Source organism: Methanocella paludicola SANAE (assembly GCF_000011005.1).
Taxonomy (GTDB): domain Archaea; phylum Halobacteriota; class Methanocellia; order Methanocellales; family Methanocellaceae; genus Methanocella; species Methanocella paludicola.
The window spans coordinates 111,715-133,055 of sequence record NC_013665.1 but is presented as its reverse complement, the minus strand read 5'-3'; the positions used below and the strand labels follow the sequence as shown (position 1 = coordinate 133,055).

Here is a 21,341-nt window from a genome sequence, read left to right as displayed (position 1 = left end):
CAACAAAAACTTATTGAACCGTGACATACGACAGATACCCAGAATCATACGAAAATGGCAGCACAAACCACACAGACCATATTCGGCGTGGACATCGTCAAAGGCTCGAGCCGCTCCAGGGAAGCCCCTCGCTATGCGGTGGCAGTCCTCAACGGCAGCGTAGAAAAATACTCTTCTGTAAGCCGTTTTAAGCTGCTCAGGCTCATCAGGCAGTACCGCCCCGGCATCCTGGCCGTGGACAGCATCACCGAGCTGGCAGAGAACCGGAAGGAGCTTGTTAGATTCCTGAAGAGGCTGCCTCCCGAGGTAAAGCTCGTGCAGGTGACCGGCAACGAGCACCAGGAGCCGTTGACGAAGCTGGGCCGTGATAACGGCATCACTTTTAACCCCGTCATGCCCGACGAGGAGGCGTTCGCCGCCGCCTGCCTGGCGTCCATGGGCGTCGGGTACATCGTTTCCGCCTTCGAGGACAGGACAGTCATCAAGGTCAGCCGCGGCCGCTCGCTCGGGAGGGGCGGGTGGAGCCAGAACCGGTACCGGCGCAAGGTGCAGGGGAAGGTCAGAGAAAAGGTCCGGGAGATCGAGGCGAAGCTGAAGGACCGCGTCTACGACATGACGATCACCGAGGGGTTCGGGGGCTACGTGAACGGCACGTTCATCGTGAACGCCCGGCGCTCCGACCTGGGCATCCACAGCTCCAGGGAGGAGGACGTGCAGGTCACAGTGACCAGCGTGGAGAAGGAGGCCATCGAGTTCATCCCGCTCCAGAGGCGGAAGCGGGACTACATCATCGTGGGCGTCGACCCGGGCACCACTACGGCCGTCGCCATACTGGACCTGAACGGCCGGCTCGTCGAGGTCACCAGCTCCAGGGTCTCGTCCATACCCGACATCATCGAGCACATCAGCGAAAAGGGCCGCCCGGTCGTCATCGCGACCGACGTGGTGCCCCCGCCGGGCGCCGTGGAAAAGATAAAGAGGGCATTCAAGGCAGTCCTGTTCACGCCAAACGAGCGCATACCCGTCGAGGAGAAAGTGAGGCTCGCCAGGCCGCTGGGCTACAGCAATGACCACGAGAGGGACGCCCTGGCCGCGGCCGTAAAGGCCTTTAACACTTACAAGAACAAGTTCGCCCAGATCGACAAGAAGACGCCATCGCACCTGGACGCGAACGATGTGAAGGCGCTGGCCATAGAGGGCAAGCCCATCGAGATGGCCCTGGACATGCTCACCGCGCCCCCCGCCCCGGAGAGGCCGAGGGGGGCCATTCTCCCCGAGACGGAGCCGGACGCGAAGCTCGAGGAGCTCCGGGCCAGGCTGAAGCAGAAGGAGGAGCAGGTGGAGAACCTGCGCTCTTACATGGGCGACCTCAGGCGCGACATGAAGCACCTTGAGCTCAGGGTCTCGTCCCAGGACCGGATCATTAGAAATTTAAAGAGCAAGGGCATCGATGACGTGCGCCGGACCAGGGAGATAACGATAAGGGACGGCGAGATCGCCCGGCTCAAGAAGGAGTCTGCGGACCTCAAGAGGCGTAACTCCGAGCTCCAGTCCAACATGGACAGGCTCAAGCACATCCGTGCCATGGAATTCAGGGGAGATAAGGCGCCCGTCAAGGTGGTGGAGAGCCTGTCGAAGGAGGCCGTGCTGAACTGCGACAGGAAGTTCGGCATCAAGGCAGGCGACGTCATCTTCGTCAGGGACGCCGGGGGAGGAGCGGAGGCGGCGGCCATGCTGGCCGAGAGGGGCGTGAAGGCGGTCATCAAGGGGACGCCCATGTCCCACATGGCGGAGGAGCGGCTATTCAGGGCGAAGGTGCCCGTCCTGCCCAGGGACGACGTGCCGCTGAAGTTCGTCGACGGATACGCGGTCCTGGACCCCGGCAGGCTGGAGGCGGCGATCGAGAAGTGGAAGGCGTACGCGGCCGGCGTGGAGAAGCGTGGCAGGGAGGAGAAGCTCCTGGGCATCATCGACGAGTACAGGGCGAAGCGGGCCAGGGAGTACCGGAACGACTCGAAGGCGTCCGACTAGAAGTCGTCTTAATAGTTGCTTCCCGTGACGCTGTCGTAGTAGGGCTTCGATATGTCCACGCCCGTGACGCCCTGGGTCGTGGCGTTCACGTACGTTTTTATGAGCAGGTACTCGCGGATGTCGACGTTCTTGAGCGAGTACTTGTGCTCCGTGACGTCCATCCAGTCGCCCGTGTCCAGCCTCGAGCAGTCGATAGATCTTGCGGTAGAGCCGGTGATGCTGCCTGCGGAGACCCCGAGGCTCAGGTATATGTCCGGGGCCAGGCTACTCGTATAGTACTCGTAGGCGATGTTCTGGATGAGCAGGGGCGTGAGGCCCGAGACGGCGTGGGTGGTCGTGTTGACCGTGTACGAGGCCTCCCAGCCCGGGACCCTGGTCATGTTCTCGTCGTAGTACTGGCCCAGGTATACCACGGCCGCCCCGGGAGACACGTCGCCCGGCGTCGAGTCCACCCTCGTCCCCGACGGGTCCCGAAGGTCCAGGATGAGGGCGTACGAGCCCGTCACTACCGAGTCCGCCCGGACGGTGATGCCTGCGTTCTTCAGCGATATGTACTCCTGCTGGTTGGCGGCTATCCAGGCCCTTTGCGCGGCGTCCATGTCCAGGGCGTGCTCCACGGCGAAGACCCTGGAGAGCTCCTGTTGCTGCTTCTGGTAAACGCCGAGCTGCCGGTCCAGAGAGGTAATATCGTAGTACTCGACTACGGAGACGATGAGCAGCACCAACAGCACGATGGCGGCTGCCGCATGCACGTACAGGCTCCTGCGTTCCATCAGCGGAGCATTTTATCCACTAAACTATATAAGTGAAACCATATAGTAAGCGCATGGCATGCGAGCGCGAACATTATTTAAATTCGTAAGCCTTATGTATGTAAAAGCGTAAATTTGGACCGGGTATTTCGTTTATCACAACTATCGACCATGTGGTGAGAAGCATGGACATTTCAGTCATCATTCCTACCTATAATGAAGAGAAATATATCGAGACGTGCCTGAAGTCGCTCGAGTGCCAGGATTTCCCCGGGAACTACGAGGTCATCGTCTCCGACGGCAGCAGCACTGACGGCACCGTCGACATCGCGGGCAGGCACGCGGACCGCGTGATCGTGGACCGCAAGGACACGATAGCCTATGGAAGGCAGGCGGGCGCTCACGCCGCTAAGTATTCCATCCTCGCCTTCACGGACGCGGACACGTACATACCGTCCGACTGGCTCAGCAACCTGGCCGCGTCTCTGGAAGACTGCCGGGTCGTCGGCGCCCACGGCAAGCTGCTCCCGCTGGACGGCAACCGCATCGAGAACGATTTTTGTAACTACGTGCTGCCACCGTACTCCCAGTTCATGGTCAACATCAACAAGCCTTCCGTGCCCGGCTCGAACTTCGCCGTCCGGAGGAAGGCGTTCAACAAGGTCAGGGGATTCAACACGAAGCTTGTCACGGCCGAGGACGTGGACCTCTGCAACCGGATAAAAAAGCTGGGCAAGTTCGTCTACAACCCCGACGCCGTGGTCTACGTGTCCACGAGGCGGGTCAGGGAGTGGGGCTACCTGAAGATGCTCTCCTTCTACACGTCGAACACCATCAAGTACCACACGAAGGGGACGGCCGGGAAGCTCTTCGAGCCAATCCGCTAATCGCCCTTCGTTATTTTTCCCTGATCGACGTCTGCCCTCACGATCTCTGGCAGGCGGCCGTATGTGGCCATGCGGTCTCCGATGATGCCGATGGCCCCGCTAACTTCGGGGATGCTTTTTAAAAAGTCGAACGCCGTCGCCAGGGACTCTTTATCGACTATGCGGTTCCCCAGGGCCGTGGCCGCAGCGTCCGCCAGGGACACGTCCTCCGATATGATGAGCGCGGCGTCGGAATTGCCCAAACTGATGGAGGGCCCCACGGTGGCCGAGGACGTGCACACGCCGAGAATGTGGTCGCGGGGACCGATCTCCAGGCCAAAGCCTTTTATTGGAGACTCTCCGGCATATATGCCCACGACCACCGTGCGGTCGTTAATGAGGGCGATGTCCCCGCCGTTGTCGATGATGCCGTAAGTGCACCCGGCCTTCACCATGTCCTCCAGGGCGAGCCACGCGATGGTGCCCGCCACGGCGGCCATGGGGCCCACGCCGACCCGGGAAGCGGCGTCGACCATGCGTTTAACGACCTCAGGGGCGCCGGGAGGGCACTCGTACGGCTCGAATGTGACCTTAAAAAAGGGGTCTTCCAGGATGTGGCGCTCAAGGTCGCTCCGGGAGCGCCCGATGGAGGCCAGGCATACCGGATGGTACTGCTCGTCGGCCGTGACGGTGACGATGGTCTCCTTCACCTGGTATTTCCTGGTCAGCATATCAATTGTCGGAGAGCCTTATGACCTTCACGGGGCAGGCGGTCACGCAGTTGCCGCACTGTACGCAGGCCTTCTCGTCCATCCGCACCCGCCAGTCGTACTCGAAGGCGATGGCGCCGACGGGGCAGACTGCGACGCAGGCGCCGCAGTGCACGCAGTTCTCCTCGTCCTTCGTGATGGGCACGTCCAGGCGGACCACGTCGACCTTCTTGCGTTTTAGTATGTCGACGACCTGGCGGCAGTTATCGTCGGGGACGTTGAGCACGATCTCGCCCTTCGGGCCCTCGACCCTGGCCCGCTCGATGTCGAGCAGGATGCCCGTCTCGAGCACCGTCTCCGCGATGATGGGCTTCTTGATGATTTCCGGGTTAAAGCGCAATAATAATTTCATGGCTGCACCCCCCTCGAGATGAGCTTGCTCAAGCCTTCGCCCGTCACGATGCCCAGGACTTTCTTATCCTTATCGATGACCGGCAGGGCGGATATGTTGTGCTTCTCCAGGAGCCTGACCGCGAGGTCGGCGGGGTCGTCGGGGGCCACGGTGATGACGTTCCGGGTCATTATCGGGGCGAGCTTGTCGCTCTTCGACAGCGCCAGCGCCTTGGACACGTCCCACGAGGTCACGATGCCCACGAGGCGGCTGTTCTCGTCCACCACCGGGAGGTGGTTGAACTTGTCCTGGATGATCTTTTTGGCGGCCTCGTGGACGCTGAAGCCCAGCGTGATGGTCGCGACCGGGGCCATGACGTCCTTGATGAGGGGCATCTCCAGGGTCTGCTTCATTGGCTTCGACGAGCCCTGCGCCTGGATGGTCTGGGCAGGAAGCGAGAGGAAGAATTTGCCCTTTTTGATCTGCGCCTTGAGCTCGCTCGCCACCTGGCGGGCCTTGTAGAAGCTCGAAAGCGAGGAGGTCCTGACTTCCTTGCCGTTCAGGTCGATCATGCCGCTCTTCAGCTCCTCGTAAGTGACGTCCCGGAGGGCGGGCTTATTACGCCGGGGCGTGGAGTAGTCGTAGACGGTGGTGGTGATGTCCGCGTCGCTCACGGCGGTCGCTTTCGCGATCTCGTCGTCCAGTATGGGTATTGGTATGCCGAGGCCGACGTACATGGTGGTGCCGTACTTGTAGAAGGCGGCCGCCCTTATGTACTCCCGGCTCATCTTCTTCAGGTCCCCGGTCACCATCAGCGTTCCGAACCCGCCGGACGGGCTGTGCTGGGTGCCCTCGGAAACCACGTAGCCCTGGGCCCCGCCCAGGAATATCCGGGTGCCGATGCCGATGGTGCGGTACCCCGGGTCGTTGGACAGTGGCGAGAGCACGCCGGCGCCGCTGTACGCGACGTTGCCGCAGTTCGGGAGCAGGGTGCCCATGTAAGTGTATATCGTCTTGGACGAGCAGTTCGTCGCCGAGTTATATTTCTGGTAGGCGTTCCTGGGGTTGACCATGGTCGCCGTGTTCATATCATCTAACGTGATGGACGTGTCGATGCGCTTACGCGGATAGCAGTCCGTGCCGTAGGCCGTGGCCTTGAGCCATATCTCCTTGCCCTGGAGCAGGTCCTCGATGACGTGCGAGCCCCCGTACTCCATGCCTTTCGTCTCGGATAGCTGCGTGGCCCCGAGGTATGCGTCGACGGCCGCGATGCCCGTGTACGCTTCCACGTCGTTCATCCACACTTTCTGCATCTTGATGGGAGGGTCGGAGTGCCCGAAGTTGAAGAAAACGCCCGAAGAGCACATGGCGCCGAAGGTCCCCGTCGTCACGACGTCCACCTGCTTCGCCGCCTCCTTAACGCCCAGCTCCTGCGCGAGCGTGGTCATTTCCTCAGCGGTGACCACGTTAACGGAGCCGTCTCTGATCTTATCGTTGATCTCTTCGATCGTTCTTCGAACCATAATACCACTTTACTATTGTTTACCTTTGTTTCTGTAATAATACCTGTGACTATTTATAATTGCTGGTAATATCCGGCCTGGCAGGAAGCCGCGTCCTTGCACGAATAGGATTATATCCTTATCGATTATTTCATTTATTGCCATGAACTTCGAGTTTTTTATCAGCGTGGTCATCTCGATTTTCGTCATGGCCGACCCCTTCGGGAACATACCCATCTTTCTTGGCCTGACCGGGGGCATGAGCGGCACCGAGCGCCGCTACGTCATCACCAAGGCATCGGTCATCGGCAGCATCATCCTTTTCATTTTCGCGCTCGTGGGCAAGCCGTTCATGGACGTGCTCGATATCTCGCTGAACTCTTTGCGCATCGCCGGCGGCATACTGCTTTTGCTGATCGCTTTCGACATGCTCCTGGGCAGCGAGACCCGTGCTAAAAAGACGGACGGCCCTCACGAGGAGGAGGACTTCGACTCCATCGCGGTGACCCCGATGGCCACTCCCCTCATAGCCGGCCCGGGGTCCATGGCCGTCACCATGATCTACATGAACGAGGCCGCTGGCTTCGATAAGCTCTGGATACTGGCCGCCATACTGATAGCGATGCTCGCCTCATGGATCGTCGTGGTGAACAGCGACCTTCTCTACAGCTTCATCCACAAGGACGGCGCCCGGGTGCTCACCAAGGTGATGGGCATCGTGCTTGCCGCTATTGCCACCGGCATGATGATCACGGGCATCGGCGGCTCGTTCCCGGCGCTGCTGGGCTGAAGCATGCGATACTACTTTTTCGTACCGCCTTTCAAAAACATTTATAAAGAGTATATAAAGTTTATATATCAGTGACGTACTAAAATTATAATATATTTAAATACCCCGGTGGGAAAATCGTCCCGCCGGAAGTCAAGCTAACGCCAGTATATTATCCGTATGCTTATATACGATAAATACCCGTTATAGGAAAGGTTGCTATAGGAGTTGCATTTATGAGTAAAGCCGAAGAAGCCAAGAAGACGATCACAATCGAGAACGTCGTGGCATCCACCGCCATCGGCCAGGAGATAGACCTCAAGTCGGTCACCCTCGCCCTCGAAGGCGCCGACTACGACCCGGAGCAGTTCCCGGGCCTCGTATACCGCACCAAGGACCCCAAGACCGCCGCGCTCATTTTCCGGAGCGGCAAGATCGTGTGCACGGGCGCCAAGAGCATCGAGGACGTGGACCGCGGGCTCAAGAAGGTCTTCAAAAAGATGGACAGCGTGGGCATCAAGGTCGACCAGAACCCCGAGATCACCGTCCAGAACATCGTCGCATCGGCGGACCTGGGCTCCGTCCTTAACCTGAACGCCATCGCCATCGGCCTCGGCCTCGAGAACATCGAGTACGAGCCCGAGCAGTTCCCCGGCCTCGTGTACCGGCTGGACCACCCCAAGGTCGTCGTGCTCCTGTTCGGTTCCGGCAAGCTCGTCGTCACCGGCGGCAAGAAGCCCAAGGACGCCGAAGAGGCAGTCGACCGCATTGTCAAGGAACTCGAGGGCCTCGCCTTACTGTGAGGCTGGCCCAACTACATTTTTATTTATAATTTTATTAAACCCAGAAACGCCGAGTACGCACATAGTCCCGCTCGGCCCTCAGGATGTCCCGGTAGAAGTCGTCCTCATCTTCCTTCAATTTCGCGATGACGCGGGACGCCGTCTCGGGCCCTAATCCTCTGGAGGCAAGGGCGATAACGGCCTTCTTGCCGTGGGAGAGCACGATGTTGGCGTTCCGGTAGACCCGCTTGACCTTGATCTTGTCGTCCTCGGCCTTGAGCTTCTCCGGGTGCTTCGCCAGCTCCATCTCGTCCCTCTCCCAGGGCTTCAACGCCGCTATGAGCTTCGAGCCGCACACGGGGCACACAGGCGGGTCCTCGACGTCCTCAACTCTTTTTTTGGCGGAGTACTGCTTACAGTTCAGGCAGAACAAGAGCACGTGGTCGTTCATGATGCGGTCCTTCAGGGCCATCAATATAGAACGGTCGGCGGTCTCGGGGGCCATCAATTCCCGGCCGCCGGTGAAGCCGGAGCCGCCGATGAAGCTGAGCCTGCCCGCCGCTAAAGATATTTCGCCGTTGCGAAGCATCGTGAGCACCTTCCGGGCATTCTCCACGTCCAGCTTATCGTGGAATATCTCCCGGACGGCCTCCTCGTACATGGGCGTCCCCTCGAATATCTTGAGAAGCTTGTCCATGCTGATGCGCTCGTAGTCCACGTCCCTGGAGAGGGCTCCGAACTTGCGGGCGACGTGCACCATCTTCCACTTCAGGAGCATGGTATTCTTTAAGGTCTTCTCGATGATGGGCTCGACGAACAGGGGGTCGATGTCCATGATGAGCTTCGTGATGTCCGTGGCACGGATGCGCTTCGGCAGCTCCAATTTAATGCGGTACGGGTCGATCTCCATGGCCACGCCGCTGCCGAACCGGGAGGCCAGTAAAGCCGTGATGACCCGGCCCAGCGTCTCGTTGACCTTGTGGCCGAAGCAGGCGTTGATGATGATGGTCCGCTGCTCGTCCTCCACCACGACCCTTTTATCGGTGGGCACCAGGTAGCTGTCGCCAATCTGCCGCTTCACGTACTCGACGAGCTTCCGGGCCGTGTATGCGTCCGTGGGATAGCGCTTCATGAGGCTGTCGACGATCTCCTGGTCCGGCCCGTCCTTCATCTCCTCCACGGCGCGGCGGATGGCGCCCACCTCCATGGCCACGGCGAAGGGCACGGGGATCTCTTCCCCGGTCCACGAGGGCACCTCGGCCTGGGGGTTCTCCACGGGCTCGACCCTCACCCGGTCCTCGGTGATCTCGACGATGCGCCACATGTCGCCCTTGGTGATGAACACGGCGCCCAAATCCATATTGATGACGAACGCCTCGTCCAGCGTGCCCACGAACCGGCCGCTGATGACGTCCTGGATCTGGTAGCGCTTCTCGTCGGGGATCATGGACAGGTTCTCGTACATGTAGGTGCGGGTCTTGCCCTTCCTGCTTATTATGCCCGCCTCGTTCACGAAAATGAGCCTCTCTTCGACGAGCTGTTTTAGCACGAGGTCGAACTCCTTGCGCGATAGCTCCCTGTAAGGATATGCCTTCCTGACGAGGTCATAGACCCTGTTCGAGTGGACGTCCCCGTACTCCAGGGCCATGGCGCACACCTGGTTGGCCAATGCATCATACGGCCGCTCGTAGAGGCCGACGCTCTCGATCTGGCCGGCGGCCGCGCGCCGCGTGATCGCCCACGCCTCGGCGGCATCGTCCTCGTTAATGGCGATGACCGTGCCCGTCGACGTCTCGCCGACCCGGTGGCCGGCCCTGCCCACCCGCTGCACCAGGCGGCACACCTCCCTCGGGGACATGTACTGGATCACGTGGTCGATGTCGCCGATGTCGATGCCCAGCTCCATGGACGATGTGCACACGAGCGCCGGGACCCGGCCGTCCTTGAAGGCGTCCTCCGCCTCGATCCTGGCCTCCTTTGACAGGGAGCCGTGGTGCACGGCGATGCTCTCGCCCAGGCGCTTGAACCGGGCGCCTATTGCCTCGGCCGACTGGCGGGTGTTCACGAACATCAAAGTGGACCTGTTCCTGTGGATGAGCGCGATCATTTCGCGTATCTGAGAGGCGATGTCCGGGTCGGTGAGCAGCTTTCTCGCCAGCTTCTTATCCTCTTCGCTGACCTTAGGCACGGTCACGTGGAAGTCCAGCGTCTTCTCGATGGAGACCTGGACGATGCGGACCTTCCTGTCCACGCCGCCTAAAAAGTGGGCCACTTCCTCGGGAGCGCCGACGGTCGCCGACAGGCCTATTCTCTGGAAGTCCGCGTACTTCGCCAGCCTCTCAAGGGCGATGGATAGCTGGGTACCTCGCTTGGAGGACGCGAGCTCGTGCACCTCGTCGACGATGACGTATTTGACGGTTTTTAAATGATTGCGCATGCGGAGGCCCATAAAGATGGCCTGGAGCGTCTCGGGGGTGGTGATGAGCACGTCGGGGGGCTTGAGCGCCTGTTTCCGGCGTTCGTGCATGGGGGTGTCGCCGTGCCTGACCTCGATGGACACGCCCAGCTCCTTCGACCACTGGGTGAGGCGCTTCAGCATGTCCCGGTTCAGCGCCCTCAGCGGGGTAATATATAGTACTTTGAAGCCTTCGCCGCCCTCGCCGTTCAGCACGCCGTGGAGCGCGGGGAGCATGGCCGTCTCGGTCTTGCCGGTGCCCGTGGGGGCGATGACCAGCACGTCGTCGCCGGACATGATGGCGGGTATGGCCTTCTCCTGCGTCTCGGTGGGCTCGGTGAAGCCCATTGAAGCGAGGGCTTTCCGTATGCGAACGTCGAGCAGCTCAAAACAGTTTTTCATGTTACTGGAATCAAGTCTTATGTTACCTGATACGATTAATCCTTTGTGGTTTTAAAAAAGTGCCTCTAAACATTTATAAGCGGCTCGAAGACTATTTCAGCCACAAAGCGACACTAAGCTGGCCTGAAGTGACACAAAGATGCTTTATAAAAATTTTACTGTGTTAGGTATCGATGGGTATCGTCCTTTCTGTTATGCATTCTCGCATATCGGTTGTATCACAGAGCCCGAGAAATAATACCATAAGTTGGATGGATAATTATAACAATCCATAAAAGTCAAAATAGATATAAAACGAATTATTCAACAATTCAAAATTAATGTTATAATGTCTTCGTGTAACTTTAGGCCCACTTCGAGCCGCTTCGTGGCTGAAAACGTCTTCGTGCTTTCTTATTAGTCTTAGACCTGCTTAATCTTTTTCGAGTGTCTTGATGCTGGTTTTCCCGTTATTCTTACAGCACAGGTTGGCCACGCACAAAAGCTCCGTGAGCAATTCGTGCTCCTTCGCGGCGATCTCCTCCACGGCCACGGCGGCCTCGGCGAGCGAGGCGCAGCCGCAGGGAACGTCCTTTAAAATTTTCGCCGCCTGTGTCCACATCCTGCCGGCCTGGTGGTAGCCGCCGGCGATGCTTTCTAATTCTTGTACGCCCGTCAGGCCCCGGGCGTACTCCAGGAACTCGGCGTACATGTGCCGGTAGAGCCCTCCGCCCGTGCCGTTCGCCTCGATGGAGCCATAGGCGGCGTTACAGGCGATCTCCAGGTCCCGCTTGTTGAAGTCGGCCTTCCACTGGTGGATGCAGCTGGCCAGATAATAAATGCCCCCGATGCCCACGCTCCGCACGTCGGAGTTGAGCATCTCCACGGCGTTCATGCCGATGGCCCCCATGACCCGGCTGCCGTCAAGCGAGAGGCTCCCGGGGAAGGCGAACTCGAACCAGAGGTTCCTCGGCGGGAATGGCTTGTGAAGGGACGCCCTCGCGTCTATTAATCGTGATACAGGGAGCTCGATGAGGCCGTCCGCTATCCGGTCCGCCACGTATACTGTATCGGATGCCTCGTCCAGGCCTGCGACCACGATGTTGTGGGCGCCGCAGTGGTGGCGCGTGCGCCGGTACTCCAGGTAGTAGATGTCCGCCCGCATCATGACGGGCCGGCCGCCCTCGAGCATCGCCTTCATGACGCGGTAGGCCCGCTTCGGGCTGGTCGAGGTGTTAATTTTCAAGCCGACGCCGAGGTTCCGGCACGCCCGCCGGTCCAGCTCGAGAGGCTTGATCCGGCCGCCGATGGCCGGGTGCCGCAGGTTCCGGCTCTTCCAGTAATAGAAGCCCAGACCCTCGCCGATGCCGAAGAGCGCGGCCTCGGGGAGCCCGTGGCCCGAGTACTCGAACACGTCCCTGAGGGCCGTGGTGTCGCAGTGCATGCCGCGCCGGTGAACGAAACCATCCAGGATCTTTTTCATCACCAAGTAAGAAGGCAATTCAAAAATTAAAGTTTGGTATGCCCTGAATGCGCTCTCTCAAGGGAATAACGGCTTGCCGGGCGGCCGCCGTTTCCGCTCGATAACGTTATATATGAGATGGTTACAAAGAACCGTGAAAGGCGGTTACCAAGAACCGTTTAATGCCGCTGTGGAGGTTCCGTAATGTACACACCGATCGCTATACACAAGAATGAGCTCGTTGTCATTGACAGCATGGATACGTTCTCGAGGTACTTCTGCCTGGCGAAGAAGCAAAAGATGACGCCACTTGTCACGGACGAGATCGTGGCCACGCCCGAGGAGCTCGAGGAAGAGAGGGTTGGCGGGTTCGAGGAAGAGGAGCACGCGGCGAGCGTCGACGGCGGCTCACCGGACCTCGACGACGACGATATATAGATCTCAGATCTTTTTTAGCTCTTCGGCTTTTTCCATCTTGTACATGTAGGATACGAGTATCGCTCCCCCGAGCATGATGGCCGAGGCCATGACGATGAGCCCAAGCGCGATGTAATATTGCCGGAGGTAGGAGGCCACGATGGCGCACAGCGCTATGAGGAAGGCCAGGGCGATGTATGCGATTTTTGCGTCCTTCGCCTTCACTGTCCCACCCCGAGGATCCGTATCGCCAGGTGCGCGGCGTTGTCGCCGTTGTCGATGCCCACGCAGGCCACGGGGACGCCCTTCGGCATCTGCACGATCGATAGTAACGCGTCCAGGCCGCCCAGCTTCGCCGATACGGGCACGCCGATGACGGGCCGGGAGGTCTTCGACGCCACGACGCCCGGAAGGGCGGCCGAGAGGCCGGCGATGGTGATATACACCTTAGCGTCGCTCCGCTTCACGTACACGTCCAGCTCGTCCGGGTTGCGGTGAGCCGATAAGACCTGCAGGTCAAAAGAGATGTTATTCTTCGATAAAACCTCGACCGCCCTGTCCGCGATGGCGCGGTCCGAGGCGGAGCCGAGGATGACTGCCACATCTGCCATGAAGGCCTATATGTTGGCAGGATATTCTTTAAACTTTTTATAATTCAGGAGTACGTCCATGGAGCTGAGCGCCAGTTCCTCGAGACGGTCGAGGAATTTTTCCCGGTCGGACTTCTTTAGCGACATGAGCTCCTGCAGGACTTCAGCCGTAATCACACTCATCATTCCACCCACTTAGTGCTAATTTAGCAACAGCAATATCCAGGACATGGTACAAAAACCTTGTCCTTAAGTTCTAAGATCGTGAAAATAACGTAAGCCGACGCAGAATTAAAATAAATGTTATTTTATATTTATTGTTCATGGGAACGAGGAGGAGCCAGATATTACGCGGCCTGGGCCGGAGGTGGACCCCCTGAAGCTCTCCATGGACTGGACGGTGGGGGACCTGGAGAAGCCCCAGATCCTTGTGGACGATGTCTGGGGGGACGCGCTCCCGGGGAGCTTCGAGATCCACTACGGTATTTGCCCCGTGAGGTAATTATGGGCGAGTACGGGAGGGCGCCGGACGTACTCGAAAGGGCGGGACACGCCGTACTGAATAACTTTTTCGTGGAGGCGGCGCTCGTATTCCTTATCAGCGTCCTCTATATCTCCGCGCAGGGCGCCGACCGCCTCTTAGGCACCGGGTTTCGCAGGACCCTGCTCGACTGGATGCAGGCCGTCTCCCGGGACAGGCTGAACTTCCTGAGGAAGGCCCAGATAAGGCACGTTTTCAAAAAGAAGTACGGGATGAAGAAGATCAAGATAAGGCTGGCAGGAGGCTCCTACTGGCTCTCCATCCCCTGCATCGTGAAGGGCGTCTGCAAAAAAACGCGCTCTGAGAGGAAGTTCCTGGCCAAGGTCATGAACGAGCGGAGCGCCCTTAAGCATAAGTACATGACCCTTTTCAGGAACATCGGCGTCATCGCCGAGGGAGTCGACCTCAAGTTCGACGATTACCACTGCGGGCTGGAGATGGGCCAGTACGAGCGGCTTTGCCTTGAAAAATTGCGAAACGCCTCGGTGAACGCCCCGAAAGTTTACGGCTTACATAAGATGGGCGGCGCCGACTATATGCTGGTCATGGAGTACATCGACGGGAAGCCCCTCTCGAAGGCCGAAATGAGCGGCGAGATCATGGACCAGCTATTCTTAATATTGAAAAAGATGAGGGAGAACGGCATCTTACACGGCGACGTCAAGCTGGACAACTTCATGCTCTCGAACGGCCGGGTCTACGTGTTCGACTGCCTGAAGATCGACCGCAGCGGCATCGAAGAGGCCGCGGCCTTCGACCTGGCGTGCCTATTATGCGCCCTCTCGGGCAGGCTGCCGCCGGGCGAAGTCGTGAAAAACGCCCGGAAGTTCTATTCTCCATCGGACCTGGGCCGGGCCGCCGGAATGGTGGACATGGCGCTCTATAAGGCCGACCTCAACCTGAGCGATGATCGGAAAAAAGAGCTCAAAGAGAGCCTCAAAGCCTTGACTCTGCCGTGACGGCCACGTACACGTTGTCGTTCGTCCGGGTGATCTCGGCGAACACCGTGGACCCGGCGGGCCTGTCTGTCAGCACGCCGATGACCCGGCCCCTGCTCACGGCGAGCATCTCGCCGAACACCCGCCCGGGAGCCACGAGCTCCAGCTTCACGCGCTCCCCCCTCCGGAACGCCCTGGGAAGCCCCGGCGCCTTATGTATGCCGAAGTCAGCCGGCGTGAGTTTCAAATTTAAGCCGTACTGCTTCCCGTACTCTTCGAGCCGCTTAAAAAATTCGGAGAACTTCATGGGCCTGCCCCTGACCTTCTTGCCGAACTGGTAACGGACGTAGTTCTGGATGCCGAACCCGGGCCAGCGCTTGCCGGCGCCTATCTCCAGGCCGAACTCGATCAGCTTCGGGATGTCCTCGTCGTTGAACCCGGGCACCCATACGGGGGCCAGAAGCAGGTCAATATCGCTTGCTGCGACGGCCCTGGCGACTTCCTTGACGTGCTCTACGTCGTACAGGTTGGTACCGGCCAGCATACGCCCCCTGCGGGGGTCCATCGACGATATGGAGAGGTTGATGCGGTCCAGCAGGCCCTCCATCGCCCTTATTTTTTCCGGGTCGAGGAGCATGCCGTTCGTCTGGGCCGAAATGACCTTAACATGGGGCACCTTTCGGAGCTTCTCCAGCAGCTCCACCATGTAAGGATAAATAAAAGGCTCTCCCTGGCCGTCGATGTGCGCCTCCACATCGTCCCCCTTCAGGGCGGCCAGCTTCGCGAACTCCTCCACCAGGTAGTCCGTGTCCACGATGTAGTCCGTCCGCCGGCTCTTGCTAACCCCCTCGTCGACGCTGCAGAAAATACAGTTCAGGTTGCAGCCCGACACCGGGCGGACCTGTATCAAGTTCGTCCCGCGGTCGATGAGGCCGAAGGCCGTGTGGCCAATGAGGGGCAGCCCCGACTCCTTCGTCACGTAGACAAGCTCCCGCTTCGTGTGGTGGTGCCGGAGTATCTTGGGCTCCTGCATGGACACGATCTCCTCGTCCGAATACTTGCGCTTAAGCTGGGAGTAAAAATTATGGGGGATCCGGACCTCGATGGTCCCCCGGATCACGAACACCTTGTCGTTATCCTCGTCGTACACCTCGGAAAAGACCGCCATCGATAACACCAATGTGCCTCAAGGCAGAAAAAAGTTTTCTAGCTCATAAACAATGATATAGGATGACGTTAGAAGTATTTGCGTCGCAGAGGCGTTCAGATGGAGAATAAGGAAGACATACTTCGAAGGGGCAGGCTTTCAGCCGCCAAGAGCGAAGAGATCAACGCATTCACTTCCTCGCTGCAGGCGGACAGGTGGATATTCCCCTCGGACATCATGGTGGACAAAGCCCACACGGCCATGCTCGCCAGGCAGGGCGTCATCGATAAGAAGGACGCCGCCGCCATACTTAAGGCACTGGACAGTATCGGGGCAGGCGGCGTGGACGCCGTGGACATACCGGCTTTCGAGGACGTCCACATGGCCATCGAGTCTAAGCTCATCAAGTCCGTAGGCGAGAACGTCGGGGGACGCATGCACTCCGGGCGCTCCCGGAACGACGAGGTCATCACCTGCGTCCGCATCTCCGCCCGGAAAGAGCTGTTAGGCCTCATGGCCGACCTGCTGGAGCTGCGAAAGGCCATCGTAGGGCTCGCCTCTAATAACATGGACACGGTGATGCCGGGCTTCACTCACCTGCAGCACGCCCAGCCCACAACGCTGGCCCACCACCTGATGGCGCACGCGTCCGCCCTCGACAGGGACTTCGAGAGGCTGCTTGACGCCTATAAATTCATTAACATCAACCCCCTGGGAAGCGCCGCGTTCGCGTCCACGGGCTATCCGCTGGACAGGGAGTACACCACGAAGCTCCTCGGCTTCGACCGGCCGATGGATAACTCGATGGACGGCGTCTCTTCAAGGGATTTCATTCTTACTACCATAAGCGCCATCGCCATCCTGGAGACGGACCTGAGCAGGCTGGCGGACGAGCTGGTGCTGTGGAGCACCCCGGAGTTCGGGTTCGTGGAGCTTGACGACGCCTACGCCTCCACGAGCAGCATCATGCCCCAGAAGAAGAACCCCGACATCCTCGAGCTCGTTCGCGGCCGCGCTGGCACTGTCATCGGCCACATGGTGGCCGCCTTCACCATCGTCAAGGCGCTGCCTTACAGCTACAACAGCGACCTGCAGGAAGTCACCCCTCAACTGTTACGCTCATTCGAAATAAGCCGCTCCTCCGTGCGCATCATGACGGGGGCGGTGAGCACGCTTAAAATAAATAATGAAGAGATGGCCCGGAAGAGCACCATGGGGTTCACCACGGCCACCGAGATCGCCGACACCATCGTCAGGGCCACGGGGCTGCCCTTCAGGACCGCCCACGGCATCGTTGGCAGGCTGGCCCGAGGGGACGGGAATCCTTCATTAGCGGACGTGGACCGGGCCTCGATGGACATGATAGGGAAGAAGCTGAGCAGGATGGGGCTGACAGAAAAGGCGCTGGAAGAGGCGAAGGACCCTCTTAAGAACGTCCGGCGCAGGAGCATACTCGGGGGCCCGGCAAAGGCGGCCGTAACGAGTAAGATCGCCGCGGAAAAGGAGCGCCTGAAAGCGGACGCGAAGGCGGCCTCGGGCCTCGCGAAGAAGCTGGCGAAGGCCGAAGGCGGCCTGGCGAAGGCCGTGAGCGATATCATCAAGGGGTAATGACATGGCGGACTACAAGGAAGGGGACATGGTCAGGGTCTCCAGCAAAGGAAGAGAGTACAGCGGCATCGTGATGCCCTCCCGGAGCGACAAGATCGTGCTGAAGATGAAGAGCGGCTACAACGCGGGCCTGTCCCTGGACGGCGCCGACGTGACGGTGGTAGAGCGCTCCCCCCAGCCTCCGAAGCCCGCAAGGAAGGCTCACCCCCACAACCCCGGGCTGCCTAACATATCCATCCTGTCGACGGGCGGCACCATCGCCAGCCGGGTAGATTATCGTACCGGCGCGGTGTCGAGCCAGTTCACCGCCGACGACATCCTGGACGCCATACCCGAGCTGGGGGACATGGCGAACTTCAACGGCCGGGTGCTGAGCATGATCTTCAGCGAGGACATGGACGCCTCCGTGTGGCAGAACCTCGCCAGGGCCTGCCACGAGGAAATTAAGAACGGCGCCGACGGCATCATCGTCACTCACGGGACGGACACGCTGAGCTACACGGCCGCGGCCCTCTCCTTCATGGTCCGGTCGCCCGTGCCGATCGTGCTCGTTGGGGCGCAAAGGTCCTCGGACCGGCCCTCGAGCGATAACGCCATGAACATGATCTGCGCCACGGCCGTATCAACGTCAGACATCGCCGGCGTCACGGTGGTCATGCACGGCGAGACGTCGGACGATTTCTGTTATGTTCATCGTGGCACCAAGGTCCGTAAGCTTCACACGTCCATGAGGACCGCTTTCCAGAGCGTGAATGTGCCCCCCATCGCCCGAGTGGACTATGCCACCAGGAAGATCACTCCCATCACGGGATACGTAAAGCGGGGCGAGCAGGAGCTTAAATTAATGGGCGATATGGAGACGAAGTGCGCCCTCGTCAAGTTCTACCCGGGCATGTCCCCCGAGATCATCGACTATTACCGGGAGAAAAGCTTCAAAGGGCTGGTGCTGGAGGGCACCGGGCTGGGCCACGTGAGCACGAAGTGGCTGCCCGCGATAGAGAAGGCCGTATCGGCCGGCATAACGATAGTGATGACCTCCCAGTGCATCAACGGCCGCATATGCGACCGCGTATACTCCACGGGCATCGACCTGCTGAAAGCTGGAGCCATAGAGGGCGAGGACATGCTGCCCGAAGTGGCCCTCGTGAAGCTCATGTGGGCCCTGGGGCAGACGAACGATATGGCCCAGGTAAAGAGGATCATGCAACATGACTACGCGGGCGAGATACACTGGAGGTCGACCGTATGAGCCTTGACTACGCGAAGCTGGGCCTGAAGGCCGGCCTGGAGATACACCAGCAGCTCGCCACCGGCCATAAGCTGTACTGCTGCTGCCCGCCCATGGACAGGGACGCGAAGGACTCGAACTTCGAATTTTTTAGATACTTGAGGGCCAGGGAGAGCGAGCTGGGAGAGGTAGACAGGGCCGCGGCGGAGCAGGCAATGGCCAGGAAAAAGTTCCTGTATAAGACTTACGACACGACCTGCCTCGTGGAGAACGACGAGGAGCCGCCCCGGCCGCTGAACCCGCAGGCGCTGGACGTCGCCCTCAAGGCCTCGCTCATGCTGAACATGATGCCGGTGGACGAGGTGTTCACCATGAGGAAGATCGTGGTGGACGGCTCGAACACGACGGGCTTCCAGCGGACGTGCTTCGTCTCCTCGGGCGGGTTCCTGGAGACCGCCTCCGGCAGGGTCGGCGTGGACACGCTCTGCCTTGAGGAGGACGCCGCATCTAAAGTGGAAACGAAGGGCGACACCGTCACCTATTCGCTGGACAGGCTTGGAATACCGCTCATTGAGATCGCCACGGCGCCGGACATCCATACCCCAGCCCAGGCCAGGGAGGTGGCCCTGTATATCGGTACGCTGCTGAGGTCGCTGTCCGAGGTCAAGCGCGGCCTGGGCACCATCAGGCAGGACGTGAACGTCTCTATCGCCCGCGGGGCCAGGGTCGAGATCAAGGGCGTACAGACGCTGGACCTGGTGGAGCAGGCCGTGGAGAGCGAGGCGCTGCGGCAGGTGAACCTTTTAGAGATACGGGACGAGCTGCTGTCCCGCGGGGCCCGCGTGGACGGCGAGGTCTTCGACATTACCGACGTTTTAAAAGATACCGCATCGAAGGTAGCGAAGAAGGCGCTGTCCTCGGGAGGCGTCGCCCTCGCAGTGAGGCTGCCCGGGTTCAGAGGACTGGTCGGGAAGGAGATACAGCCCGGACGCCGCCTGGGGTCGGAGTTCTCCGACCGGGCGAAGAGGGCCGCAGGCGTTGGAGGCATATTCCACATAGACGAGCTGCCTAACTATGGGATCACCCAGGCGGAGGTGGACGCCGTCGTGCAGAAGCTCGGGCTGGGGCCGCAGGACGCGTTCGTCATGGTCGCCGACACGAAGGAGAAGTCGGGGCGCGCCATGGACGCCGTCAAGATAAGGGCCGCGGAGGCGCTGAAGGGCATACCCGAGGAGACCAGGGGAGCCCTGCCCACCGGAAGCACGGAATACATGAGGCCACTCCCCGGCAGGGCCAGGATGTACCCCGAGACGGACGTGCCCTCAGTAGACGTCACGCCCGCTCACCTGGAGAAGCTCAGGGGCGAGCTGCCCGAGACGCTGCCCGAAAAGAAGGCAAGGCTCATGAAGGAGTACGGCCTGAACGAGGAGCTGGCCGGCGGGGTCGCCTACTCCGCCCAGAGCTACGGGTTCGAGGACGTAGCGAAGGCCTGCGGGAACCCGACACTGGTGGCCCGTACCATGCTCGGCACCACAGTAGAGCTTAGACGCGAGGGCGTCCCGGTGGAGAACCTCACCGAGGACCAGTACAAGCAGCTCTTCAAGTACGTATCCGAGAGCAGGATAGCTAAAGAGGCCATACCCCAGGTGCTCGCCGAGATGGCCCGCGGCGCCCCAATAGACGAGGCCGTCACGAAGCTGGGCCTCGGCGGAGTGGACGAGGCGGACATCAGGAAGATCATAAAAGAGATCGTAGTATCAAGGAAAGACTTCGTCAGGGAAAAAGGCGAGGCGTCCCAGGGCGGGCTCATGGGCCCGGTCATGGCAAAGCTCAGGGGCAAAGCCGATGGCAAGCTCATCAGCAGGATACTCAAAGAAGAGATACAGGCGGAGCTTAAGAAATAAGCTCCCACTTTTCTATTTATAAGGTACGAAGATCTCCCTGTAACTTTTTATCCCGAACAGGTCCTTTGCCCACCAGAGCAGAAGCACGGAGAGCAATGATAGGGCGATAATGCCGAAGGCGCCCGCAGTAAATGTCGGGTTAGAGAAGCCCCTGCTGATCAGGGCCAGGACGGGCATGAACACGCCCGCCGCCGAGAGCAAGAGCGTGTATAGCCACCCCGTGTAGGTCAGTACAAAGAGCTTGAACGCGAGGAATATGCCCAGCCCCAGATATACCAGGACGATGAGCATCATGACCAGCGACCTGTAATTGAAAACGACAAGGAAACCAAATCCTGCTACGACAATGAGTAGCACGAAAGCCAGCAGCTTCAGGAAATAAGCCTTGAGCATGCCCTGCTTTACGCGAAAGTCAGGCTTACGCTCCGGCAGTCGCCCGGGCTTTCCGGCTTTATCGAGCTCTTTAGTAATATCATCAAGGTCCATGATCTATGAACATAATCTAGAGTATTCGATAAGAAGTTTGCGATTAAACGTTTAGGAAATTTGTCGGGCATTTATGCTGTTGTATATGTATAATTTGTTTTGTAAAAAGTGTCGTGTGTGGGTGGTTGGCGGCGTTCCAGGTTTCCCGGGGACTCGCGTACCTCAGTACTGGCTGGGACGTGGGCGGGCTTAACTTCCGGGTTCGGAAAGGGACCGGGTGTGCCCCGCCGCTGTGGCCGCCAAAACCACCACACATATGACTGTGAGGGCCGAATATTGGCCTGTTTGGCTCGTTCGGGCTTGTTGTGCTGCGTCTTTGTGCTCTTTGGATTTCGCTTTGGATTGTAATAGCACCTTTACGGTGTGTCACCCCTTTACGGT

Annotated in this window: 21 protein-coding genes and 1 rRNA gene; 10 read left to right on the top strand and 12 right to left on the bottom strand. The window is 59.5% G+C overall.

The features are described 5' to 3' along the window. Window positions 1-54: 54 nt before the first annotated feature. Window positions 55-2,031 (top strand): DUF460 domain-containing protein, encoded by a 1,977-nt coding sequence (locus MCP_RS00720; protein WP_012898889.1) that lies wholly within the window; start codon window positions 55-57, stop codon window positions 2,029-2,031. Window positions 2,032-2,039: 8 nt separating this feature from the next. On the opposite strand, the gene MCP_RS00715 is transcribed toward MCP_RS00720, so the two are convergent. Continuing rightward, window positions 2,040-2,804, bottom strand: a complete 765-nt coding sequence (locus MCP_RS00715; protein WP_012898888.1) for a hypothetical protein — start codon at window positions 2,802-2,804, stop codon at window positions 2,040-2,042. A 164-nt stretch (window positions 2,805-2,968) separates the two neighbouring features. Between MCP_RS00715 and MCP_RS00710 the strand changes: the two genes are divergently transcribed. Next, window positions 2,969-3,670: a glycosyltransferase gene (locus MCP_RS00710; protein ID WP_012898887.1), complete on the top strand. Its 702-nt coding sequence runs from the start codon at window positions 2,969-2,971 to the stop codon at window positions 3,668-3,670. On the opposite strand, the gene MCP_RS00705 is transcribed toward MCP_RS00710, so the two are convergent. From MCP_RS00705 to MCP_RS00695, 3 genes are read right to left on the bottom strand one after another with little or no spacing between them, the layout of a single operon-like run. After that, the gene (locus tag MCP_RS00705) at window positions 3,667-4,380 is read right to left on the bottom strand and encodes a UPF0280 family protein (RefSeq protein WP_012898886.1); all 714 of its coding nucleotides are present in this window, start codon (window positions 4,378-4,380) and stop codon (window positions 3,667-3,669) included. The two genes, MCP_RS00710 and MCP_RS00705, sit on opposite strands and share 4 nt — an antisense overlap. Before the next feature lies 1 nt (window position 4,381). Beyond that, a complete protein-coding gene (locus MCP_RS00700) occupies window positions 4,382-4,771 on the bottom strand; it encodes a 4Fe-4S dicluster domain-containing protein (protein WP_012898885.1) in 390 nt (129 codons plus the stop codon). Further along, complete coding sequence (locus tag MCP_RS00695) at window positions 4,768-6,273, bottom strand: homocysteine biosynthesis protein (RefSeq protein ID WP_012898884.1); 1,506 nt, start codon at window positions 6,271-6,273, stop codon at window positions 4,768-4,770. The genes MCP_RS00700 and MCP_RS00695 overlap by 4 nt, the downstream gene beginning before the upstream one ends. A gap of 142 nt (window positions 6,274-6,415) precedes the next feature. Here MCP_RS00695 and MCP_RS00690 point away from each other — a divergent pair, with 142 nt between their 5' ends. Together MCP_RS00690 and MCP_RS00685 are read left to right on the top strand one after the other, a co-directional pair. Next, window positions 6,416-7,042 (top strand): MarC family protein, encoded by a 627-nt coding sequence (locus MCP_RS00690; protein WP_012898883.1) that lies wholly within the window; start codon window positions 6,416-6,418, stop codon window positions 7,040-7,042. A 215-nt stretch (window positions 7,043-7,257) separates the two neighbouring features. Continuing rightward, entirely contained in the window at window positions 7,258-7,824 is a 567-nt protein-coding gene (locus tag MCP_RS00685; protein WP_012898882.1) for a TATA-box-binding protein, read from the top strand. Between the two features lie 34 nt (window positions 7,825-7,858). Here the strand turns inward: MCP_RS00685 and MCP_RS00680 are convergent, their stop codons facing one another. Together MCP_RS00680 and MCP_RS00675 are read right to left on the bottom strand one after the other, a co-directional pair. Continuing rightward, complete coding sequence (locus MCP_RS00680; protein WP_012898881.1) at window positions 7,859-10,660, bottom strand: DEAD/DEAH box helicase; 2,802 nt, start codon at window positions 10,658-10,660, stop codon at window positions 7,859-7,861. A 412-nt stretch (window positions 10,661-11,072) separates the two neighbouring features. Then, window positions 11,073-12,122: a BtrH N-terminal domain-containing protein gene (locus MCP_RS00675; RefSeq protein ID WP_012898880.1), complete on the bottom strand. Its 1,050-nt coding sequence runs from the start codon at window positions 12,120-12,122 to the stop codon at window positions 11,073-11,075. 183 nt (window positions 12,123-12,305) lie between these two features. Between MCP_RS00675 and MCP_RS00670 the strand changes: the two genes are divergently transcribed. Continuing rightward, the gene (locus MCP_RS00670) at window positions 12,306-12,539 is read left to right on the top strand and encodes a hypothetical protein (protein ID WP_012898879.1); all 234 of its coding nucleotides are present in this window, start codon (window positions 12,306-12,308) and stop codon (window positions 12,537-12,539) included. Between the two features lie 3 nt (window positions 12,540-12,542). Here the strand turns inward: MCP_RS00670 and MCP_RS00665 are convergent, their stop codons facing one another. From MCP_RS00665 to MCP_RS15800, 3 genes are read right to left on the bottom strand one after another with little or no spacing between them, the layout of a single operon-like run. Next, entirely contained in the window at window positions 12,543-12,743 is a 201-nt protein-coding gene (locus tag MCP_RS00665) for a hypothetical protein (RefSeq protein WP_012898878.1), read from the bottom strand. Continuing rightward, the gene (gene purE / locus MCP_RS00660; RefSeq protein WP_012898877.1) at window positions 12,740-13,129 is read right to left on the bottom strand and encodes a 5-(carboxyamino)imidazole ribonucleotide mutase; all 390 of its coding nucleotides are present in this window, start codon (window positions 13,127-13,129) and stop codon (window positions 12,740-12,742) included. The genes MCP_RS00665 and purE overlap by 4 nt, the downstream gene beginning before the upstream one ends. Before the next feature lie 6 nt (window positions 13,130-13,135). Then, the gene (locus MCP_RS15800) at window positions 13,136-13,294 is read right to left on the bottom strand and encodes a hypothetical protein (RefSeq protein ID WP_173332307.1); all 159 of its coding nucleotides are present in this window, start codon (window positions 13,292-13,294) and stop codon (window positions 13,136-13,138) included. Between the two features lie 181 nt (window positions 13,295-13,475). Between MCP_RS15800 and MCP_RS16095 the strand changes: the two genes are divergently transcribed. Together MCP_RS16095 and MCP_RS00655 are read left to right on the top strand one after the other, a co-directional pair. Continuing rightward, window positions 13,476-13,610, top strand: a complete 135-nt coding sequence (locus tag MCP_RS16095) for a hypothetical protein (protein ID WP_012898875.1) — start codon at window positions 13,476-13,478, stop codon at window positions 13,608-13,610. Between the two features lie 2 nt (window positions 13,611-13,612). Then, window positions 13,613-14,608 (top strand): RIO1 family regulatory kinase/ATPase, encoded by a 996-nt coding sequence (locus MCP_RS00655; RefSeq protein WP_012898874.1) that lies wholly within the window; start codon window positions 13,613-13,615, stop codon window positions 14,606-14,608. On the opposite strand, the gene MCP_RS00650 is transcribed toward MCP_RS00655, so the two are convergent. Beyond that, window positions 14,586-15,755 (bottom strand): radical SAM protein, encoded by a 1,170-nt coding sequence (locus MCP_RS00650; protein ID WP_128566946.1) that lies wholly within the window; start codon window positions 15,753-15,755, stop codon window positions 14,586-14,588. The two genes, MCP_RS00655 and MCP_RS00650, sit on opposite strands and share 23 nt — an antisense overlap. A 99-nt stretch (window positions 15,756-15,854) precedes the next feature. Here MCP_RS00650 and argH point away from each other — a divergent pair, with 99 nt between their 5' ends. The 3 genes from argH to gatE are packed head-to-tail and all read left to right on the top strand — an operon-like array spanning window position 15,855 to window position 20,474. Continuing rightward, window positions 15,855-17,342, top strand: a complete 1,488-nt coding sequence (argH, locus tag MCP_RS00645; RefSeq protein ID WP_012898872.1) for an argininosuccinate lyase — start codon at window positions 15,855-15,857, stop codon at window positions 17,340-17,342. A gap of 4 nt (window positions 17,343-17,346) precedes the next feature. Further along, window positions 17,347-18,591 carry a Glu-tRNA(Gln) amidotransferase subunit GatD gene (gatD, locus tag MCP_RS00640; RefSeq protein WP_012898871.1) on the top strand — a complete coding sequence of 415 codons (1,245 nt, stop codon included), beginning with the start codon at window positions 17,347-17,349 and terminating at the stop codon, window positions 18,589-18,591. Then, the gene (gene gatE / locus MCP_RS00635) at window positions 18,588-20,474 is read left to right on the top strand and encodes a Glu-tRNA(Gln) amidotransferase subunit GatE (RefSeq protein ID WP_012898870.1); all 1,887 of its coding nucleotides are present in this window, start codon (window positions 18,588-18,590) and stop codon (window positions 20,472-20,474) included. Before gatD ends, gatE begins: the two co-directional genes overlap by 4 nt. A 12-nt stretch (window positions 20,475-20,486) precedes the next feature. On the opposite strand, the gene MCP_RS00630 is transcribed toward gatE, so the two are convergent. Together MCP_RS00630 and rrf are read right to left on the bottom strand one after the other, a co-directional pair. Next, window positions 20,487-20,960, bottom strand: coding sequence for a hypothetical protein (locus MCP_RS00630; RefSeq protein WP_012898869.1), 474 nt, complete (start codon window positions 20,958-20,960; stop codon window positions 20,487-20,489). Window positions 20,961-21,083: 123 nt separating this feature from the next. Continuing rightward, window positions 21,084-21,204: ribosomal RNA gene (gene rrf, locus MCP_RS00625) — 5S ribosomal RNA — on the bottom strand. Window positions 21,205-21,341: the final 137 nt, after the last annotated feature.

Bases quoted from the DNA above. Each gene is read 5' to 3' on its own strand.
- MCP_RS15800 (WP_173332307.1), bottom strand. From the start codon at position 13,294: ATGATGAGTGTGATTACGGCTGAAGTCCTGCAGGAGCTCATGTCGCTA.
- MCP_RS00715 (WP_012898888.1), bottom strand. From the start codon at position 2,804: ATGGAACGCAGGAGCCTGTACGTGCATGCGGCAGCCGCCATCGTGCTG.
- MCP_RS00690 (WP_012898883.1), top strand. From the start codon at position 6,416: ATGAACTTCGAGTTTTTTATCAGCGTGGTCATCTCGATTTTCGTCATG.
- MCP_RS00655 (WP_012898874.1), top strand. From the start codon at position 13,613: ATGGGCGAGTACGGGAGGGCGCCGGACGTACTCGAAAGGGCGGGACAC.
- MCP_RS00675 (WP_012898880.1), bottom strand. From the start codon at position 12,122: ATGAAAAAGATCCTGGATGGTTTCGTTCACCGGCGCGGCATGCACTGC.
- argH (WP_012898872.1), top strand. From the start codon at position 15,855: ATGGAGAATAAGGAAGACATACTTCGAAGGGGCAGGCTTTCAGCCGCC.
- MCP_RS00680 (WP_012898881.1), bottom strand. From the start codon at position 10,660: ATGAAAAACTGTTTTGAGCTGCTCGACGTTCGCATACGGAAAGCCCTC.
- MCP_RS00695 (WP_012898884.1), bottom strand. From the start codon at position 6,273: ATGGTTCGAAGAACGATCGAAGAGATCAACGATAAGATCAGAGACGGC.
- MCP_RS00705 (WP_012898886.1), bottom strand. From the start codon at position 4,380: ATGCTGACCAGGAAATACCAGGTGAAGGAGACCATCGTCACCGTCACG.
- MCP_RS00685 (WP_012898882.1), top strand. From the start codon at position 7,258: ATGAGTAAAGCCGAAGAAGCCAAGAAGACGATCACAATCGAGAACGTC.
- gatE (WP_012898870.1), top strand. From the start codon at position 18,588: ATGAGCCTTGACTACGCGAAGCTGGGCCTGAAGGCCGGCCTGGAGATA.
- MCP_RS00670 (WP_012898879.1), top strand. From the start codon at position 12,306: ATGTACACACCGATCGCTATACACAAGAATGAGCTCGTTGTCATTGAC.
- MCP_RS00630 (WP_012898869.1), bottom strand. From the start codon at position 20,960: ATGGACCTTGATGATATTACTAAAGAGCTCGATAAAGCCGGAAAGCCC.
- purE (WP_012898877.1), bottom strand. From the start codon at position 13,129: ATGGCAGATGTGGCAGTCATCCTCGGCTCCGCCTCGGACCGCGCCATC.
- MCP_RS00700 (WP_012898885.1), bottom strand. From the start codon at position 4,771: ATGAAATTATTATTGCGCTTTAACCCGGAAATCATCAAGAAGCCCATC.
- MCP_RS00650 (WP_128566946.1), bottom strand. From the start codon at position 15,755: ATGGCGGTCTTTTCCGAGGTGTACGACGAGGATAACGACAAGGTGTTC.
- gatD (WP_012898871.1), top strand. From the start codon at position 17,347: ATGGCGGACTACAAGGAAGGGGACATGGTCAGGGTCTCCAGCAAAGGA.
- MCP_RS00710 (WP_012898887.1), top strand. From the start codon at position 2,969: ATGGACATTTCAGTCATCATTCCTACCTATAATGAAGAGAAATATATC.
- MCP_RS00720 (WP_012898889.1), top strand. From the start codon at position 55: ATGGCAGCACAAACCACACAGACCATATTCGGCGTGGACATCGTCAAA.